The sequence below is a fragment of the Candidatus Synechococcus calcipolaris G9 genome (assembly GCF_029582805.1).
In the GTDB taxonomy this organism is placed as follows: domain Bacteria; phylum Cyanobacteriota; class Cyanobacteriia; order Thermosynechococcales; family Thermosynechococcaceae; genus Synechococcus_F; species Synechococcus_F calcipolaris.
Window position 1 is genome coordinate 1,637,383 of the sequence record NZ_JAKKUT010000002.1, and the last position, 16,830, is coordinate 1,654,212.

Here is a 16,830-nt window from a genome sequence, read left to right on the forward strand (position 1 = left end):
GCGATCGCGGATTGAGGAACAGCAAACCATACTAGTCTAGCCAGTGAAGTAATATTAAGTAACATCGATCAAAAAATATTTGCGACCAAATATCCTGTTCTCAGTTGCCAGCAACGAACCAGGCCTTTAGAATCAAAAAGCAATGGGTTCAGGTGTGGTGGAGCAACGATTGATGGTCAAAATGATGGCAAAAGCAGCCGTTTATCAATTGGGATTGGGTTTGGGCCTGGCGGCAACGGTGTTCAGTGCCGGTTTAGGTTTGGCAGAAGGCCTCGACACTCCAGAGTCTTCAGAGGTGTCCCGGTCAAATCCGGTTCAAGCCATTGATAGCCAACCCCTGGTTATTCCAGTTCAACCCGTGGATCCCGTTGGTGAAACCTGGAATACCTATTCTCCGCCCGCGACAACAACGGGGCAGTTTCCGGTTAATCCCCAACCCCTGGATATTGACCCTGAATCCTACGGTATTGGTGCCACCCAAGCTCCCCAACCCACCCAAGTGGTGATTCAAGAACGCTCCTCCGGTTGCCAAGCGACGGTTCAATTGGGCCAGGGCGTTCCCCAAGCCATTTGTGATCCAGGCGTTCGCGCCCACGCTCCAGAGACCGCTGCCCTTAACCCCAATCGCATCGGTGCAAATCTTCAGGCCAGTTTACAAGGTTCTCGCCTAGAGCCAGGTTATGATAATCCCTCCGGTAATGGGCGATCGCTGACGGCCGTTCGTCGCTCTTTTCCTGGGCCAAACCCAATCAAATGGTTAGCCCTAAATGGCAAGAATATGCTCTTTCCCCTGGCCAGTCCAGCCCCGATTACCTCTCCCTTTGGTTGGCGGATCCACCCCATTTTTGGGACGATGCGTTTCCATGCTGGCACAGATATGGGCGCACCGGAGGGAACCCCCGTTCTTGCAGTCCATGACGGCCGAGTTGTGGAATCGGGGGACATAGGGGGCTATGGCTTAACGGTGATCTTGCAGCACCCCCCCAATCAAAAGCAGACCCTCTATGCCCATCTGTCGGAACTGTTTGTGAATCCAGGGGAATGGGTAGAACAGGGAGAAGTGATTGGTTTGGTGGGGAGTACTGGCAACTCCACGGGCCCCCACCTTCATTTTGAAATTTTAGAAATGACGGCTAATGGTTTGATCCCAGTGGATCCAGGGGGGCGCTTAGAACTGGCTCTCCAGCAACTAATTCAGGCGATGCAGGTGGCGCAAAATCAGGGTAATCGTGCAACACAATGACCGATTGTCAAGGGGCCAATTCAAAAAACTGTCACCTTAAATTTCAGGGAACTCAATACACCTGATACACTGACCCTAGGCTAGTTCTGCTGAAGGGCTGGGGGGCGATCGTCTGGGTTCCTTACCTGATTTAGTTTGAACAAAGCAATTTAACTCTGGTGTGAGGTTACGAGGTTCGGTGTGAACAACTGGCGTGATCGGCCCTGGTGGGGCCATGGAGCCGGCAGTATTGGGGTTTTTGATAGTGGAGTCGGGGGTCTCACTGTCCTTCGAGCATTGCAAGCCCAACTGCCCCAGGAATCATTTCTGTATTTTGGGGACACAGCCCGCTTACCCTACGGGATTCGTTCAGAGGCAGAGATTTTACAGTACGTCCGGGAAATCCTTACCTGGATGACAGGTCAGGGGATCAAGATGGCAGTGATGGCCTGCAATACCAGTTCTGCCTTAGCTTTAGATACGGTTCGTTCTGAATTTCCAATCCCGATTATTGGCTTGATTTTGCCTGCGGCCCAAACCGCCGTCAAATTAGGTCGCCGCATTGGTGTGATTGCCACCCCAGCAACCGTGGGCAGTGGTAGCTATCCCCTCGCCCTCCAGGAAACGGAACCCACCATTGCGGTGGCTCAATCCGCCTGCCCGATGTTTGTTCCCTTAGTGGAAAGCAATCGGCTCGAAGATCACTATACTCGGGCCATGGCTCGCCAATACCTAGACCCCCTCTTAGATTTTGGCCTCGATACCTTAATTTATGGCTGTACCCATTATCCCCACCTGAGTCGGGTGATTACCGAATGTTTGCCCAAGGATGTTCAGCAGGTGGATCCGGCCCTATCGGTGGCGATCGCCACGGGTCGAGAACTGGATCTGTTGTCCCTGCGAAATCACCATTCCTCCTTTGGCCAGGTACAGTTTTATGTCAGTGGCAATCCCCGTAAGTTTGCTGGCTTGGCAACCCAGTGGTTAGGCTACCGACCCCGGGTGAAGCAGATTCCCCTGCGGGTTTTAAGGAGTCAAGGGTTGAAACGGATGGCCCATATTCCCCGTTCAATGGCTGCCCAAGGAAACAGAGTGCCGACGGAAGGGGTGAAAATTTCCTAGAGCCAAACCTAGGGTTTCTAGCCAATCTTTGAGCGAGGGCTTTTGCTTTTAATCTGGATTTGGTGTAGAAATATGGGGAGTAGCTTCAGAAACATATATCCAAGGAAAACTATGGCACAAGGACAGGGTTTTGGGTTTGGCTTGGGCAAAATGAAGGAGCTGGCCACCGCCATCCAGAAAGCCCAACAGGTTCAAGAAGGTGCAAAAAAGCTCCAGGAAGATTTAGAAAAGATGGAAATTGAGGGTGTTGCTGGAGGAGGGGCCGTTAAGGTGATTATGAGTGGCACCCAAGAACCCCGCCGAGTAGAAATTTCTGCGGACATCCTCAGTGAAGGGGCGGAGGTGCTATCTGACCTCGTAACCGCAGCGATGAAGGATGCCTACGTTAAATCCACCACCACCATGCGGGAGCAGATGGAAGAATTAACCGGCGGATTAACCGTACCGGGACTTTCCTAGGCAGGGTATCGCAGAATAAGCAGGGCATCACTTTCCCCTCCAGAGGCTTGCATCACCATGGCGACTGAACCTCTAACCATTTTGATTGTTGAAGATGATCCGATGATGCAGTTGGGCCTTGAGCAATCCCTGTCGGGCCATCCTGAGTTCACGGTCGTCGGTCAGGCGGAGGATGGGTTCCGTGGAGTTGAACTGGCCCGCAGCCTGCATCCAAGGGTTGTGGTGATGGATATTGGTTTGCCTGGAATGGATGGGATTGCTGCCACCCAAGCGATTAAGGCGGAATTCCCCGATATTCATGTGGTGATGCTAACGTCCCATCAGTCCGAGGTGGAGGTGATTGCCGCCCTTTCCAGTGGCGCGGATGCTTACTGTATTAAGGGATCAACGGTGGATCGTCTCGTGGCGGCGATCGCGGCGGCCCAAGAAGGGGCAACTTACCTGGATCCGCAAATTGCCCGTCAAGTCATTCAACATTTACGACCGCCCCAGTCTCCCCCCCTGGGAATGCCCCTATCCCAGCGGGAGTTGGATGTATTGAAACTAATGGTGGAAGGTTATAGCAATCCAGAAATTGCTGGAAAACTCTACCTGAGTCCGAATACAATTAAGACCCATGTGCGGGGCATTATGAATAAGCTATCCGTGGATGATCGGGTTCAGGCTGCTGTCGTTGCCCTGCGAACGGGCTTGGTTTAGACATGACATGAGAAGCTAACAGCTAAAGATACTGCTGACAAATGCATTCTAGGGCTGACTGACTCAAGGCGGTGAGGATAAATACCTCCTGTACGGTTTTGCCACGGCGGGCAATGACCTTAAATCCGCCCTTGATGGGCACAGAAACTCGTAATTGCAAATGGGGCGATCGCCCTTTGACGGGAGCAATCACGCCAGGAATCACGGTGGTAATACCATCAGCTTGGGCAATGCGTTCTAACACTGGAATGAGCCCGGGAATGTGAGTCGAGTGATTGAGAACAACCCGGCCGCGATCAGAGTCTCCTGCTTTTCTGGCCGATTTCCCCATGTTCTACTTGCCCCTACTCGTCAATCTTCGGTAAGTTACCTTGGCGCAGGGATTGAATCGTCACCTGAAGGGCTAGGCCCACCAACCCCACCGCAATTAAGCTAAAAACCCCCGTTCCCAGGGTACAGACACCCACGACCAGGGTACGGACGGCCACAGATAAACTATAGGCCAGTTGATTGTGGCTGGTCATGGGATGGGTGGCAAAGGAATAGGCGATCGCACTGGTGAGCCGATACAGGAGGAGTCCTAGGGTTCCCGCTAGGAGGGCCCCAGTGAGACAGCGGAGGGGAGTTGTTTTAGGCGTGGTGGGTTCCATTGGTTGCCCTTGGTTAACAGGAGCGGTAAAATTGGAAGAAATTGTTAAAAAGTAAAAAATATTACGGAAGCAGCCCTGCCATGAGTGACAAATCGGTCGTTATTGCCCCTTCCATTCTATCTGCTGATTTTAGTCGCTTGGGTGCAGAAATCCAAGCCGTTGATAAAGCGGGAGCCGATTGGATCCATGTGGATGTGATGGATGGTCGGTTTGTCCCCAATATCACGATTGGCCCCCTAATTGTGGAAGCTATTCGTCCCCTCACTGCCAAACCCCTGGATGTGCATCTAATGATTGTGGAGCCAGAAAAATATGTGGCGGATTTTGCCAACGCAGGGGCAGATATTATTTCCGTTCATGCAGAACACAATGCCTCGCCCCACCTCCACCGTACCCTTTGCCAAATTCGGGAACTGGGTAAGCAGGCGGGTGTGGTTCTCAACCCCTCTAGCCCCTTGGAGTTGATTGAATACGTCCTGGAAGTCTGTGATTTGATCTTGATTATGAGTGTGAATCCTGGCTTTGGTGGACAGAAATTTATTCCGGCAATCCTACCCAAAATTCGCCAACTGCGGCAAATGTGCCAGGAGCGGGGGTTAGATCCTTGGATTGAAGTGGATGGCGGCCTCAAGGTGGACAATACCTGGCAAGTCCTTGAAGCTGGTGCCAATGCCATTGTCGCCGGTTCGGCAGTCTTTAAGGCTCCCGATTATGCCACGGCGATCGCCGGTATTCGGAATAGTAAACGGCCGACCCCAGAACTGGTTACTGCCTAAAGCGTTTCCGCCACTGACTACCCGATATTAAAGGGCTGCGCTGCTGCTCCTGATGGCGACGTTGAAGAATGATTGCCGCCGAATCCTTCAGGAATGGATCACGGTAGGGAATGCCGGCACGGGTGTGTAGGTAGGCTTGCTCTGCTTCCGTGAGGGGAATGGGAACCGATCGCCAGCGGGCCAGGGTTCCCGGGCTTTTTCGTCCCACGGGCGGGGTGGAGCCAAGGGTTAATCCGGCTAAACCTAGGGCGGCTCGACCGGCGGCGGCCGCTGAATAGGTGGCTAAAGAGCCTTCCGGGGCCAGGCATTGACTCACTCCGTTGAGAAATTCCACAGTCCAGAGTTGGGGACAGCGGGGCGGCGAAAAGGGATCTAAAAAAATGGCATCTGCTAAGAATCCTGACTGAATCACGCTCTGAAGGGTTTGACGAGCATCCCCCAGAAGTAATTGACCCTGGAACCGGCGATCGCCGTAGTGGTGTTTTTCTGCTAAAGCATGGCAGATGTGTTGAATCTCTAGAGGCCAAATGGCCATCGCCCCCGTAGCTAGTGCCTGGTGGGGAATCATGGGATTTAATTCTAAGCCAACCCAGTTCACCGGACAGTGGCGATTGCTGTCCCAAATGGTGGTCAGGGCCGCCGCCGTATTATGACCCAAGCCATAGCATATATCTAAAATGTGTAGGGGTTTTCCTGCCGCGCCCCGTTCCTTTAAGCCAGTGGGGCCGACAAACTTTTCTTCCGCTTCTTGTTTGGCACCATAATGGCTATGAAATGCTTCGCCAAAGTCTGCTGAATAAAAGGTGAGGGAGCCATCCCCCGTCCGTTGCAAGATCACGGAGGAGGGTGAGTCTGGAGGTATGGGGCAGCTATGGGGCATCGAAAACTCCGGCGAAAGGCCATACACTAAGGAAAGGGTCAACCAGTTAAAGTCAACCAATTAAAAACCAACTAAAATGGTCAGCTATGGCAGTTTCTTCTTCTGGACAAGGGCAACGACTCCGTAATTTTTTACTGGCCCTGGCAGCGATCGCCCTGGGATTATCTATTTATCTAGGATTTGCATCTAGTAATCAACCCACCTCCCTCGCCTATCAAGCAGAACATTCAACCCCCTGGGATGTCGCCCAAGCCAATGGCCAACCGACATTTCTAGAGTTTTATGCCAACTGGTGTGGCAGTTGTCAAGCAATGGCCACAGATATGGCCCAACTGAAACAAGCCTATGGCGATCGCCTCAATTTTGTCATGCTCAATGTTGATAATAGTAAGTGGCTTCCAGAAATTATCCGCTTTGGTGTGGATGGTATTCCCCATTTTGTCTTTTTAGATCAAAGCGGTAGTGAAGTGGGCATGGCGATCGGGAAGCAGCCTGTCTCTGTCATGGAGAAAAACCTGAATGCCCTCCTGCAGGGCCAACCCCTGCCCTATGTCCAGCAATCTGGTCAAACCTCTGCGTTTACCGCACCCCTTCGAGCCAACTCAGATGATCCCCGGAGCCATGGTGGTTGACGAATATTGCAGAAGATAATGATTGTTCGGTTAAAAATATCAATGTAATGGATAAGAGATTAACCAATAATGTGTCCTTGGGGTAGCTCCATGTTACCCGTCACATAATAGTTCCACATGGCTTCATAGGCATTCTCCACCTCTCGCGTAAATTGCTGGGCATCCCACAAAGGTGCATACTGCTTTGCTTTTTTAAGCTTCCACGTTACCTGTTTTCTCAGGTCTTCATCTGTTCCCAAACGAATGCCCCACTCAACATACTCTTCATCTGTCCAAGCAATGCCTTCAGAAACCCCAGCATTCACTAGAAATGTATAGCTATTGCGAGCTGAAAACTGTTCCCCCACCCGGGTCACTAAGGGTATTTCCATCCAGAGAGCTTCAAGGGTTGTTGTGGCCCCATTATAGGGGTAGGTATCTAAAATAACGTCGGCGATCGCCAAGTTTGCTCGGTGTTCTTCAGAGGTCGCAACAAAGGGTAAAAATTTAATTCGTTCCCGATTTACCTCCTCCCCATCGGCCAATTGATAAAAGAACTCTTGTACTGCCCCTTGATCTGCTTTACCCTTAATTAAAAGATAACTATTTGGAACCTGATTTAAGATTTTGATCTGTAATTGCGCCAAATGGGGACTGCGCTTATTACCTCGTTGTCCACTGAAATAAACAATGGCATCATTGGCAATCTCTAAAGATTGTCGAGTTAAGCTAGGTGTAGAAATCTCAAAACCTTCAACGGCCAAATAAGTATGGGGCAAACGCCAGATTTTCTCTGCATAGTACGTTTGGGCATCATCGGGTAAAACGTAGGGATCTGCAAGGAAGTAATCCATACTGGGCAAACCGGTCGCATCAAAACCTAGCCATGTTAACTGAACGGGGGAAGGCTTCAGAGCCATTACTTCGTAGCTAGTATGAAACGTAAGGCTATCTAGATCAATTAAAATATCAATTTGATCACCATAGATTTTTTGAGCAATCTCCATGACATTCATATCGCCTCTAAAGGTGCTGACATCCTGGTGTTCATACCAATCTTGAATGGGATCGAAGCGTTGCTTTTGATAGGCAACAAAATAGATGTAAATAGAAAATTTTTCCTTATCATGGTTTTTGATTAACCAACGTGCCAGAAAACCAACGGGATGGGTTCTAAAACAACTACATAGATAACCGATCCTTAGGGGGCGTGTTTTTAAGGTTCTAAGGTCATGACTAGCAAAGGAGAAATGCGTTGGCTGGTCTCCATATATACGAGAAAGATTTGTTTGAGAAAGACTAGCGATTTTATTTGAAAGTAATCGATTTGATTTTGGCTGATCCTCAATGTGGGGAAAAAGAAAACAGGGTGTTGACATAGATAATATTTCATTTGAATGATTCATGTGCATTCCTGAATCACACAACTGATGTAATAGATCTTTTAGGGTGCCATAAACTTGAATTGCCTTTTGCCAATAACCACCCCCACCCAACAGAGCAAGAAGCAGCAGGTGTTTAGTGAACATTTGATCTATTAACTGTGTTGCATTTTCATAGGCCATTTCAGCAATTTCAATGGCATTGGGGTAATCCGCAACACCTATATAAATGGATGATAAAAGTTTTAACGTCGTTAGATTTTTAGAATCCAAATCAAATGAAAGCTTTGCATACCACAGAGCCACTTCTGCATTATCTTCAACACAACGAATTCGGATGACACTTTGATTGAGCAAAGGGACTAAATGATTACATTTATCTGGAGTATGTTTTAATATATAGTTAGCAGAAATCCGAACAAAATCAAATGTTTGATGAGATAGAGAATCTTTTTCAAGGATGAAAGATAGGGTTTGGAGCAGTAAGGATAGATCAAATGCAAGGATAAAATCTTGCTCAAAAAGAGAACATAGCTGCTTGACTGCAAGCCGATCAGATGCTTGATAGGTCTGCAATATTTCTAACTGGGCCATTTTAAGCAAATTGTTGATATTCTCGTGATTAAATTCATGAATATATCCCCTGAGTATCCAGGCGATTTCATGATTTTCAGTAAGTTTTTGATCTTCGGCAACTCTTTCTAATAGATCAAGCAGTTGTGTTTTTAGTTCTGAATCATTTCCATCTATTTCTGATAAGGCATACATCCATGCTGCTTGAGCATCTAATTCATTTTGATTGAGCAGAAAACATAGGCCAGCATAAAGATAGCTTTTGAGATTTTGCGGTTCAACTTCAAACCATTCATGGCACAGTTCAAGGCCATGGGAGTACTTCTTAGATAAAATGAGTTCTTCTATTTGCTTTTCAAAGGTTGCTTGATTCATTTTTGTTCATTAATCATAGAGTTATCCTAAAGTATGGCCCGATGGCAGTTCCAGATCACCGGTCACATAATAGTGCCACATGGACTGAAACGCAGACTCAACCTCTTGGGTAAACTGACGCGCATTCCAGAGAGGAGAGTGGTGCTTTGCTTTTTTAAGCTTCCATGTCACCTGTTTTCTCAGGTCTTCATCCGTTCCCAAACGAATTCCCCACTCTACATACTCTTCATCTGTCCAAGCAATGCCTTCGGAAACCCCAGCGTTCACTAGGAATGTATAGCTATTGCGAGAAGCAAATTGTTTACCCACCCGGGTTACTAAGGGAATTTCCATCCAAAGCACTTCTAGGGTCGTCGTTGCCCCATTATAGGGATAGGTATCTAAAACAACATCGGCAATAGGGAGATTTCCCCGGTGTTCTTCATCGGAGGGGTAAAGGGGCAAAAATCTGAGGCGATCGCCTGTAATGCCCATTGACTCAGCAATTTCCAGAAACCAAGCTTGTAATGCATCCTGTTGTCCAGCTCCTTTAATGAACAAATAGCTATGGGGAACATTTCCAAGTATCTGCATCTGGAGTTCTGTCATACGCCGATTACGCTTGGCCGCCCGTTGACTGGTTAAAAAGATCACGGCATCACTGGAAATATCAAAGTCTTGGCGATGCACGGTGGGATTGTTTGCCGTGAAACCATTTACAGCAACATAGGTATGCGGGAGTCGCCAAATTTTCTCACTGTAGTAGGATTGGGCCTGCTCTGGCAAAACATAGGGATCCCCAAGAAAGTAATCCACCGCCGGTAAGCCTGAGGCATCAAATCCAAGCCAACTGATCTGAATGGGGGCAGGTTTTAGGGCTAAAATCTCACAATTTAGATCAAGAGTAACGCTATCTAAGTCGATTAAAATATCAATTTTATCTTCGTTAATTTTATCGGCCAATTTATAGCTATCATGCTCACCGTAAAAGACTTTATTCGACTTTTTGATATACCAGCTTTGCCAGGCATCCGGTTTTTGAGGAAGACCTGCACCGTAGTAGGTATTAAACTCAAAGCGATCGCCATTGAAATATTCGTATAATCCCCACGCCAAAAAACCAATGGCATGACGCTTTAAGTGAGTTGAGAGAAAACCAATTTTGATTTTTTTCGATCCTATTTTTGCAGGTGTTTTGGCCTGATATTTTTTCCTTTTATCCGCACCATATATTTCAATATTTTCTTGACATAAAGACATTAATTGATTAAAAATAGGTTTATTGTACTGCGGGCGATCTTCCAGATGGGGCGGAGATAGCAGCAAGATAAATAAACAACGAACCTGATGGCGTTCTAAGTTCAAGGGCCATTCCTGGAGCAGTTGACCTAAAAGTACATTTTGATGTTCTAGGGTAGCTTTAATTTCTTGTTCATAACTACCAGCAGCCACTAAGGATTGGAGAATGGCATGGTTGGCATATAGGCGATCTGCGAGTTCCTCTTGAAGAGCAAATAGATCCTTTGCCGCCCCAATAGATTTCTCATAGTCACGGGTAAAGCGGTAGAGGCCAGAAAGAAAACTCAGTAAGGTTGGATCTTTTGGCCATGCCTGTCGTCCCAATTCGGCATAGTCAATAGCTAAGGAATACATATCCTGACCAAAACCAAGATTGCGAGCAGTGACACGCAGTAATGGCAACAGTTTAGGTAAATAATCAGCATATACTAAGCACTGCTCAACAAAATTAAAACTTTGGGGTAATCCAGGTACCCTAGATAAAACTAGATCCAATACATCTTGAAGTTGCTCAACGTTAATCTCATCTATAGTTGCCTGAGAAATTAAATGAGTCAGCGGCTCAATTTGCGGACTATCCCAGGAAAAACACTCCTGCTTAAAGGCAAGTTGGCATAGGGCTAGACTGTTTTTGATATTATCGGGTTGAAATTCTTGGATGTAGCCACGAATTAACCAGGCATCCATCCACTGTTGTTGATCTTCCTTCGCGGTAGCATGGCTTTCTAAAATATTAATGAGATCGCCATAATAGGATTCTATCGATTCGACGGACTCTTCCAGAATAGGAGCCATCCAGGCCATTTGGGCCTCAGTTTCTTCTCCCTGGAGTAACAGTGCCAATCCAAGATAACCATAATAGATTGGTTCTAAGGGTTCTATTTCAATGGTCTTTTGGCAACCCTCAATAACCTGAGCATAATCCTGGCGATCGAGGGCATCCATTAAGTCTCTAAAACCGAGTCCTCTAAAATTCGAGGTCAATAGATTTCTCCATAATATCTATTATTGTGTAGGGGCAATCTTGGGGATAGTCCAAGCCAGTTTGCAGGATGGCATCTAATCGGGCATTTCGATACATTTTATTTATCCATTCTTGGCAGAGATACTTCTTCAGACTGGGACTATCTTCGAGATAAAAATCGAGATTATTTCTTTCCCATTGAATCGTAACTTGCCAACTGCGGGAACGCTTACTTTTCTGAAAATCCCATTTGAGTAAATGATGTAAAATCAAACGTAGACTGCTTAATAACTTATCTCGTTCTCGCTTTGACAAATCCCTGATTTCCGTCACTAAATGATCAATATCGAGGTCGCCAAAGCATTTTTCCTCTAGCGTTGTGGCCATGAGTTCAGCCCAACGAGCATAGTCTTCTGTATAGAGATCATCAGACATTGTTAATCTAGTGGAGGATTGTAAAAGTATTTTCTTGAAAATAAAAAATCATAGTTAATTGAGCGTTGTATTGCCGTAGGGTTTTAAGCTAGGGCTATCCTGAATTTTATCCTTAATTTGTTTGCGAACGTTACGGTTCTCTGCTTTCCAATGCGCGTTATTTTTTTCAATCTCGCTGTGCCAGTAGGTCAGTTTAAGTAAATGTTCCCATAGCTTTCTTAGTAAACTCTTTAGCGTTTGCTTTAGACGACGACTCAAATCTTCAACCTCATCAATCAGGTATTGCCAATCAATTGGGTCGATATTCTGATGTTTCAAGGAATCGACCGTAGCGAGAATCCACAGATGATAATCAGTGTGATATAAGTCTTTGCTAGGTGTTGAGGAGATTTGAGTAACCATCTGATCGCCCTATTCTAGGGCCAAGCGAGGTCTTAAGGGAGCAAAAGTGTCTTGAAATAAAAATGCCCTGCCAAGACTAGCCTAGCAGGACAGTATAAAAAACGTTTAACCTAGAGCCTATGGGCAAGCCTCAGGTGTACCATCGGTTGCAGTTAGAAGATCTGTAGCAGTTACTCCATTGGTATCTGCAGTAGCGCAACCTGTCACCGCTTTATCCGTGGTTGTATCATCAGGGGTGTATTGAACCTGGCCAAGGGCAGCAGTTCCTGCACTAAGGACAGGGACTTTATAACCCTGGGCTTCACCAGCACCAATCTTTAGATCACTAGTTGCACCGGCAAAGGTGGGATTTTCTAGGCGGTAGGCTTGTTGGGCGCGGTTAATGGCACCGGCTTGGGTTTGGGCACCCGACAAACGGGCACGGCTGGCTTGGTTAAGCATCGCTGGTAGGGCAATGGCAGCCAAGATACCAATAATGATCACAACAACCAGTAGTTCAACGAGGGTGAAACCTTCGTTAGCTTTCTTTTTGGCCAGCAAGTGCTGAAGAAACTTAGCTTTTAATTCAGTCTTCATGAGGGGGTATACTCCTTAGGTCAAGTCATCTTGTCCTGTACTAAGCCTAAGCTACCCACTTAGCTCACGGTTCATAACACCCCACCCTAAAATTTTTTTTGAATAGGACCACACCTACCCCCCTTTCCCCTCCTAGCTCTGCCTCACCATCCTCCAATGGGGCCTCTAGGCGATCTAGTTTGGGCCCCGCGTCTTTTAGGTGGCACATCTCGGACTTGAGTGAATCAGATTATTCTCCAAATAGGACATTAGGTTCAAGCCAGCCAGCAACTAAAATGTAGTTTAGCTATCCAGAGAGAGCCATGACCCTAACCCTTAATCTTCCATTTGAATTAGAAGAATATCTTTTGCAGGAGGCGAAACAGCAGGATCTTTCCCTTGAGGCTGTAGTATTGCAACTTTTAACAAACTCTCTTTTATTGAAGAAAAAACGGGCTGATGCAGTTCATTTACTTCAGTCTTGGATGGATGATGAAGATATGGAAGAGCAGCACACAACAGGTAAATACTTAATCCATGCACTGGATGCAGATCGCCTATCTGAGCGTAAGCTGTTCCCAGATGATCTCAAGGGTGTAACTTGGTGAGCCAAGTCATAGTGCTAGATGCAGGGCCAATTGGTCTAGTCACCAATCCCAAGCTTTCTGCTGAGAGTATCGCTTGTACCCAATGGCTACAAAGTCACATCATGTCATTTAGCCGCGTCATTGTTCCAGAAATTGCAGACTATGAAGTTCGGCGGGAATTGTTACGAGCAAATAAGACCAAGGGGATTGCCCGTCTAGATGAATTAGCTCAATTTCTTGAGTATTTACCACTTACAACCATTTCAATGCGTCAGGCAGCACAACTATGGGCACAAGCCCGTCAACAAGGACAGCCGACGGCAGGAGACAAAACGATTGATGGTGATATGATTCTGGTAGCTCAAGCGATGACCCTGGCAACTCAAAATACTGTTATAGCAACGACTAATATCGGTCATTTGTCGAGATTTATGGCAGCCGAATTGTGGCAAAACATTATCCCCATCTGAACGTTCACAACATTCCTCTATGCCGTTGCTGCACTCCTGAGGTTTTATGGCACAAGTACCGCAATCCCCCTGCCCTGGTTCCGAGTCACCACCCTCCAGTGGAGCCTCCTGGCGTTCAGTTTGGGCACAGCGTCTTTGGTGGCTAATCTCGGCCTTGAGTGAATCAGATTATTCTCCAAATACGGCATCAGCTTCAACCCAGCCAACAAAGCCGATCAGCCCTGAATGATTTCATCGCTTTTCTTGAGGAATATGGCGAGTTTTAGGACAATAGGCAGGTGAGATAAACTATAAGGCACGGTTGTGGGCAAAGACAGTATCATCGAGCAAGACTACATTTTGGTTTTGACAGTCATGCATTGTAGTCGTGAGTCGGATTACTGGTGGAAAAGCCGCAAGTAGTTGAAACAGCCAGCCTCCTAACACTGCGCTGCGACAGACGAAACATAGAACTTGGTGTGCCGCCAATAGTTTACCGCTGTTGAGCTTCGCCGTTAGACCCCGCTAGTGAGTTCTCGATCTTCGCCCAGGTATAACGGCGCGAGTTACCCATCAGGGTTATGTTTGGAGGAATCCACCCCGATGACTATTTCGGGCCCAAGTGGTGCCTGGGCAAAACAATAGTCCCTAACAATTTTTCCCTCTAGGAGATGCTCTTGGAGTATCTGTTCAATGACTGGAGGTGTTGCTGAATGATACCAGACCCCATCAGGGTAAATCAGTAGGATGGGCCCCTGTTGACACACCCGTAAGCAATTTGCTTTTGTACGATAAATACAGCGGGCAGGTTCTCCCTGGGGACGGTCTAGGCCTAGCTCCCGCAGGCGTTGTTTCAGGTAGTTCCAAGATTCTAGGCCCACTGCCAAATCACAACAAAGGGGCTTGGTTTGATCGGCACAGAGAAACAGATGATGCTGAATCTGGTTAATTCCCAGACAGGTGACGGCTTGTTCTAGGCAGTCCATTAAGCAATGGTTGAAATCTTCAAACGGGCAAAGATCATCCGCCCCGCAGAGGTTTGCAGGGCACTGGTGACAACCACCGGCAGCTGATCGCCAATGTGATCGATCCCTTCTTCCACAACAACCATAGTACCGTCTTCCAGGTATCCGACCCCCTGGGCTGGCTCCTTGCCTTCCTTCAAAATTTTAAGTTGCAGCAGATCCCCTGGTAGATAGATGGGCCGCAGGGCTTGGGCAAGTTCGTTCACATTAAAGACCTGAACTTTTTGGAAGCGGGCAACCTTATTTAGGTTAAAGTCATTGGTGACTAAAACCCCATGAATTTCCTGGGCAAGACGGACGAGTTTGGCATCCACCGTGGTTAGGTCTGCATAGTCGGCAGAATGAATCACAATGCGATCGCCCAGCATGGCTTGCAGTCGATTTAGGACATCCAAACCCCGGCGACCCCGACCTCGCTTTAGATCGTTAGATGCATCGGCCACAAGCTGTAGTTCCTGGAGAACAAACTGGGGAACCAAAATTTGTCCTTCCAGAATACCCATACTTAAAAGTTCCTCAATCCGACCATCAATGATACAACTGGTATCCAGGATTTTAGCCGCAGCAGGCTTAATCATGCCCTCCGCCAATAAGGACGTTTCTACGGAATGGGGATTGATCAAATTCAAAAGGGCGCGACCATGACTGTCGGCCAGCGTCGTTCCCGAATAGGCAAAGAGAACACTGGTCAAAACGGCGGCAAGGGGTTTGATAAAGGAAAATTCTTTGGGAATTGGCAGGAGGAAAATAGGAGCGAGAATCAAATTTGCCAATAACAAGCCCACTACTAAGCCCACGGCCCGAGAAAGCAGCACATCGGGTGGCAACTGGCGAACTTCCCGTTCAATCCGATGGTAGAGGGTTTGAATCACCAGGCCGATGGCAACCCCCACCAGACCACCAAACCCAGAGACCACCCACTGTAGACCATTCAAATTTGCAACTTGGGCCAGGACTGGCGTAGGCAGAAGGTCAATGCTATTAAAGCCGACGGCGGCCCCCGCGACGATAAAAATTAAAACTAATAGGGTATCGAGCATAAGGTCTGGCTCCGATCAGGTCAGGAGTGATCCGTGAGGGTTGCGAGGCTCTCGGTGGGCAGATTCACGCAGTCGGTCTTCCTTAGGATTATACTGATTTCCCTTCCCGGTTGCTCTCTGGGGAAGTCGTGATCTCCGTTTCTGTAGGGGGAGTTTCTGCCATTTCTTTGGTTTTTTGACCATCTTGGCCGTTCCAATCCACCAGACGACCGACCCGGGTTCCGGCACGCAGGCCAACACTTTCTGCTTGGGGCCCTAAAATAACGCGGGATAGGAGTCCCCCCAGGGTAGCCAGAGCGGTTTCACCCACAAAGGCACGACTGGTCTTCATCCACCATTCCAGGACAATATTCACGGAAAGATCTGTGGGGATGGCTGCTTCTGATTTCTCCGCCACCTGACGACTGACATCTTCGCCGATTTGTCCCCCTAGCATTTCCCCTAATACACGACCGACAGCTTCCCCGGGTGGTCCCAGGACGGTTTGTCCGGCGATTCCCCCGGCAAGTTCCCCCACCACTTCCCCCATTTTTGCACCAGAGCGGATTTCTAGGGCCTTGGCAATCTCTGCTTCTCTACGGATTTCTTCAGGGGTCAAGGCTGTTTTCGGGCCAGGTGCATCTTGCATATCCTGAAAGGTTAGCTGACTGATCTGTTCCATTGCTTCTATGCCTAGACGGCCGCCAATGACACCGCCGACAAAGGTTCCTACCTGGGCCCCCATTAACATGCCAGCGGGGCCCATGAAAACGCCTCCGGCCGTTCCGCCCACGACCCCACCGACCACATCCCCAATTTGACCGCCGACAACAAATCCCCCCATTTGTTTTAACTTGCCTCCTACTTCCTGGGGTTCGAGTTCAAAGGCACGGGTGAGATTTTCCAGGCCTTTATGACCCTGGCCAATAATTTGCACATCCCCCCACCGCTCAATCAGGGCAAGGATCTGCAGGGGTGTGATTAAATCTAGGGCGTAATGAATACTAAGGGATGCGGCCTGGAGATTGAGGCGAACCTCGGTGATACCTGGAATCGGTTTAAGATAGTCTTGCAAATAACGACCATAGTCTGGGTCTTTTTTGAGGAGGGGCAGACGCAGGCGCAGGCGATCGCGAGTGAGATGCACAAGCTCGGCAACGGGGGGCAAGCTCTCTTCATCGTCCGATGGTTTGGGCATGGCTTCATCACCTGAAACGTTATGACTTGAAATATGATGCTAGAAATATTGAAAATCCAGGGTGCAGGAGTTGAACCTGCCTAAGGCGAATTATGAGTTCGCTGCCTCATCCGCTCGGCCAACCCTGGTTAGGAGGACAATTCAACCCATGTTGGCTATTCTATATAGC

At 48.0% G+C, this 16,830-nt stretch carries 19 protein-coding genes and 1 tRNA gene; 8 read left to right on the top strand and 12 right to left on the bottom strand.

Annotated elements, in window-relative coordinates; all coding sequences use genetic code 11:
- The first annotated feature begins 142 nt into the window (after positions 1-142).
- The 4 genes from L3556_RS10875 (at position 143) to L3556_RS10890 (ending at position 3,502) form a co-directional block, all read left to right on the top strand.
- Positions 143-1,243: a M23 family metallopeptidase gene (locus tag L3556_RS10875; protein WP_277867294.1), complete on the top strand. Its 1,101-nt coding sequence runs from the start codon at positions 143-145 to the stop codon at positions 1,241-1,243.
- 180 nt (positions 1,244-1,423) lie between these two features.
- Positions 1,424-2,344: a glutamate racemase gene (murI, locus tag L3556_RS10880; protein ID WP_277867295.1), complete on the top strand. Its 921-nt coding sequence runs from the start codon at positions 1,424-1,426 to the stop codon at positions 2,342-2,344.
- Positions 2,345-2,455: 111 nt separating this feature from the next.
- Positions 2,456-2,803 carry a YbaB/EbfC family nucleoid-associated protein gene (locus L3556_RS10885; protein WP_277867296.1) on the top strand — a complete coding sequence of 116 codons (348 nt, stop codon included), beginning with the start codon at positions 2,456-2,458 and terminating at the stop codon, positions 2,801-2,803.
- A 57-nt stretch (positions 2,804-2,860) separates the two neighbouring features.
- Positions 2,861-3,502, top strand: coding sequence for a response regulator (locus L3556_RS10890; RefSeq protein ID WP_277867297.1), 642 nt, complete (start codon positions 2,861-2,863; stop codon positions 3,500-3,502).
- Positions 3,503-3,524: 22 nt separating this feature from the next.
- Here the strand turns inward: L3556_RS10890 and L3556_RS10895 are convergent, their stop codons facing one another.
- On the bottom strand, positions 3,525-3,833 hold the full coding sequence (locus L3556_RS10895) for a DUF2103 domain-containing protein (RefSeq protein ID WP_277867298.1): 309 nt from the start codon (positions 3,831-3,833) through the stop codon (positions 3,525-3,527).
- 13 nt (positions 3,834-3,846) lie between these two features.
- The gene (locus tag L3556_RS10900) at positions 3,847-4,152 is read right to left on the bottom strand and encodes a DUF3082 domain-containing protein (RefSeq protein ID WP_277867299.1); all 306 of its coding nucleotides are present in this window, start codon (positions 4,150-4,152) and stop codon (positions 3,847-3,849) included.
- 80 nt (positions 4,153-4,232) lie between these two features.
- Here L3556_RS10900 and rpe point away from each other — a divergent pair, with 80 nt between their 5' ends.
- On the top strand, positions 4,233-4,928 hold the full coding sequence (gene rpe, locus L3556_RS10905; RefSeq protein ID WP_277867300.1) for a ribulose-phosphate 3-epimerase: 696 nt from the start codon (positions 4,233-4,235) through the stop codon (positions 4,926-4,928).
- Here rpe and L3556_RS10910 read toward each other — a convergent pair.
- Positions 4,918-5,868 (bottom strand): tRNA (5-methylaminomethyl-2-thiouridine)(34)-methyltransferase MnmD, encoded by a 951-nt coding sequence (locus tag L3556_RS10910; protein ID WP_277867301.1) that lies wholly within the window; start codon positions 5,866-5,868, stop codon positions 4,918-4,920. The genes rpe and L3556_RS10910 overlap by 11 nt on opposite strands.
- 26 nt (positions 5,869-5,894) lie before the next feature.
- Here L3556_RS10910 and L3556_RS10915 point away from each other — a divergent pair, with 26 nt between their 5' ends.
- On the top strand, positions 5,895-6,440 hold the full coding sequence (locus tag L3556_RS10915) for a thioredoxin family protein (protein ID WP_277867302.1): 546 nt from the start codon (positions 5,895-5,897) through the stop codon (positions 6,438-6,440).
- Between the two features lie 59 nt (positions 6,441-6,499).
- Here L3556_RS10915 and L3556_RS10920 read toward each other — a convergent pair whose 3' ends face one another.
- The 5 genes from L3556_RS10920 to L3556_RS10940 all read right to left on the bottom strand — a co-directional run bounded on the left by L3556_RS10920 (position 6,500) and on the right by L3556_RS10940 (position 12,404).
- Positions 6,500-8,749, bottom strand: coding sequence for an O-linked N-acetylglucosamine transferase, SPINDLY family protein (locus L3556_RS10920; protein WP_277867303.1), 2,250 nt, complete (start codon positions 8,747-8,749; stop codon positions 6,500-6,502).
- Between the two features lie 21 nt (positions 8,750-8,770).
- Entirely contained in the window at positions 8,771-10,972 is a 2,202-nt protein-coding gene (locus L3556_RS10925; protein WP_277867304.1) for an O-linked N-acetylglucosamine transferase, SPINDLY family protein, read from the bottom strand.
- Between the two features lie 22 nt (positions 10,973-10,994).
- The gene (locus tag L3556_RS10930) at positions 10,995-11,426 is read right to left on the bottom strand and encodes a DUF29 domain-containing protein (protein ID WP_277867305.1); all 432 of its coding nucleotides are present in this window, start codon (positions 11,424-11,426) and stop codon (positions 10,995-10,997) included.
- Between the two features lie 54 nt (positions 11,427-11,480).
- Positions 11,481-11,828 carry a DUF29 domain-containing protein gene (locus L3556_RS10935; protein ID WP_277867306.1) on the bottom strand — a complete coding sequence of 116 codons (348 nt, stop codon included), beginning with the start codon at positions 11,826-11,828 and terminating at the stop codon, positions 11,481-11,483.
- Between the two features lie 117 nt (positions 11,829-11,945).
- Positions 11,946-12,404, bottom strand: coding sequence for a type IV pilin protein (locus tag L3556_RS10940; RefSeq protein ID WP_277867307.1), 459 nt, complete (start codon positions 12,402-12,404; stop codon positions 11,946-11,948).
- Between the two features lie 302 nt (positions 12,405-12,706).
- Between L3556_RS10940 and L3556_RS10945 the strand changes: the two genes are divergently transcribed.
- Both L3556_RS10945 and L3556_RS10950 read left to right on the top strand, forming a co-directional pair.
- Complete coding sequence (locus L3556_RS10945; protein ID WP_277867308.1) at positions 12,707-12,991, top strand: hypothetical protein; 285 nt, start codon at positions 12,707-12,709, stop codon at positions 12,989-12,991.
- Complete coding sequence (locus tag L3556_RS10950) at positions 12,988-13,440, top strand: PIN domain-containing protein (protein ID WP_277867309.1); 453 nt, start codon at positions 12,988-12,990, stop codon at positions 13,438-13,440. Before L3556_RS10945 ends, L3556_RS10950 begins: the two co-directional genes overlap by 4 nt.
- A gap of 545 nt (positions 13,441-13,985) precedes the next feature.
- Here L3556_RS10950 and L3556_RS10955 read toward each other — a convergent pair.
- The 4 genes from L3556_RS10955 to L3556_RS10970 all read right to left on the bottom strand — a co-directional run bounded on the left by L3556_RS10955 (position 13,986) and on the right by L3556_RS10970 (position 16,789).
- Complete coding sequence (locus tag L3556_RS10955) at positions 13,986-14,405, bottom strand: (2Fe-2S) ferredoxin domain-containing protein (protein ID WP_277867310.1); 420 nt, start codon at positions 14,403-14,405, stop codon at positions 13,986-13,988.
- Entirely contained in the window at positions 14,405-15,484 is a 1,080-nt protein-coding gene (locus L3556_RS10960; RefSeq protein ID WP_277867311.1) for a PIN/TRAM domain-containing protein, read from the bottom strand. The genes L3556_RS10955 and L3556_RS10960 overlap by 1 nt, the downstream gene beginning before the upstream one ends.
- 88 nt (positions 15,485-15,572) lie before the next feature.
- Entirely contained in the window at positions 15,573-16,661 is a 1,089-nt protein-coding gene (locus L3556_RS10965) for an HMA2 domain-containing protein (protein ID WP_277867312.1), read from the bottom strand.
- A gap of 55 nt (positions 16,662-16,716) precedes the next feature.
- Positions 16,717-16,789 (bottom strand) — tRNA-Ile (locus L3556_RS10970).
- Positions 16,790-16,830: the final 41 nt, after the last annotated feature.

What these genes read in the sequence shown, in the direction of transcription:
- L3556_RS10925 (WP_277867304.1), bottom strand. Translation starts at nt 10,972, where the DNA reads ATGGATGCCCTCGATCGCCAGGATTATGCTCAGGTTATTGAGGGTTGC.
- L3556_RS10920 (WP_277867303.1), bottom strand. Translation starts at nt 8,749, where the DNA reads ATGAATCAAGCAACCTTTGAAAAGCAAATAGAAGAACTCATTTTATCT.
- L3556_RS10930 (WP_277867305.1), bottom strand. Translation starts at nt 11,426, where the DNA reads ATGTCTGATGATCTCTATACAGAAGACTATGCTCGTTGGGCTGAACTC.
- L3556_RS10875 (WP_277867294.1), top strand. Translation starts at nt 143, where the DNA reads ATGGGTTCAGGTGTGGTGGAGCAACGATTGATGGTCAAAATGATGGCA.
- L3556_RS10935 (WP_277867306.1), bottom strand. Translation starts at nt 11,828, where the DNA reads ATGGTTACTCAAATCTCCTCAACACCTAGCAAAGACTTATATCACACT.
- L3556_RS10890 (WP_277867297.1), top strand. Translation starts at nt 2,861, where the DNA reads ATGGCGACTGAACCTCTAACCATTTTGATTGTTGAAGATGATCCGATG.
- L3556_RS10965 (WP_277867312.1), bottom strand. Translation starts at nt 16,661, where the DNA reads ATGCCCAAACCATCGGACGATGAAGAGAGCTTGCCCCCCGTTGCCGAG.
- rpe (WP_277867300.1), top strand. Translation starts at nt 4,233, where the DNA reads ATGAGTGACAAATCGGTCGTTATTGCCCCTTCCATTCTATCTGCTGAT.
- L3556_RS10960 (WP_277867311.1), bottom strand. Translation starts at nt 15,484, where the DNA reads ATGCTCGATACCCTATTAGTTTTAATTTTTATCGTCGCGGGGGCCGCC.
- L3556_RS10945 (WP_277867308.1), top strand. Translation starts at nt 12,707, where the DNA reads ATGACCCTAACCCTTAATCTTCCATTTGAATTAGAAGAATATCTTTTG.
- L3556_RS10940 (WP_277867307.1), bottom strand. Translation starts at nt 12,404, where the DNA reads ATGAAGACTGAATTAAAAGCTAAGTTTCTTCAGCACTTGCTGGCCAAA.
- L3556_RS10895 (WP_277867298.1), bottom strand. Translation starts at nt 3,833, where the DNA reads ATGGGGAAATCGGCCAGAAAAGCAGGAGACTCTGATCGCGGCCGGGTT.
- L3556_RS10885 (WP_277867296.1), top strand. Translation starts at nt 2,456, where the DNA reads ATGGCACAAGGACAGGGTTTTGGGTTTGGCTTGGGCAAAATGAAGGAG.
- L3556_RS10900 (WP_277867299.1), bottom strand. Translation starts at nt 4,152, where the DNA reads ATGGAACCCACCACGCCTAAAACAACTCCCCTCCGCTGTCTCACTGGG.
- L3556_RS10955 (WP_277867310.1), bottom strand. Translation starts at nt 14,405, where the DNA reads ATGGACTGCCTAGAACAAGCCGTCACCTGTCTGGGAATTAACCAGATT.
- L3556_RS10915 (WP_277867302.1), top strand. Translation starts at nt 5,895, where the DNA reads ATGGCAGTTTCTTCTTCTGGACAAGGGCAACGACTCCGTAATTTTTTA.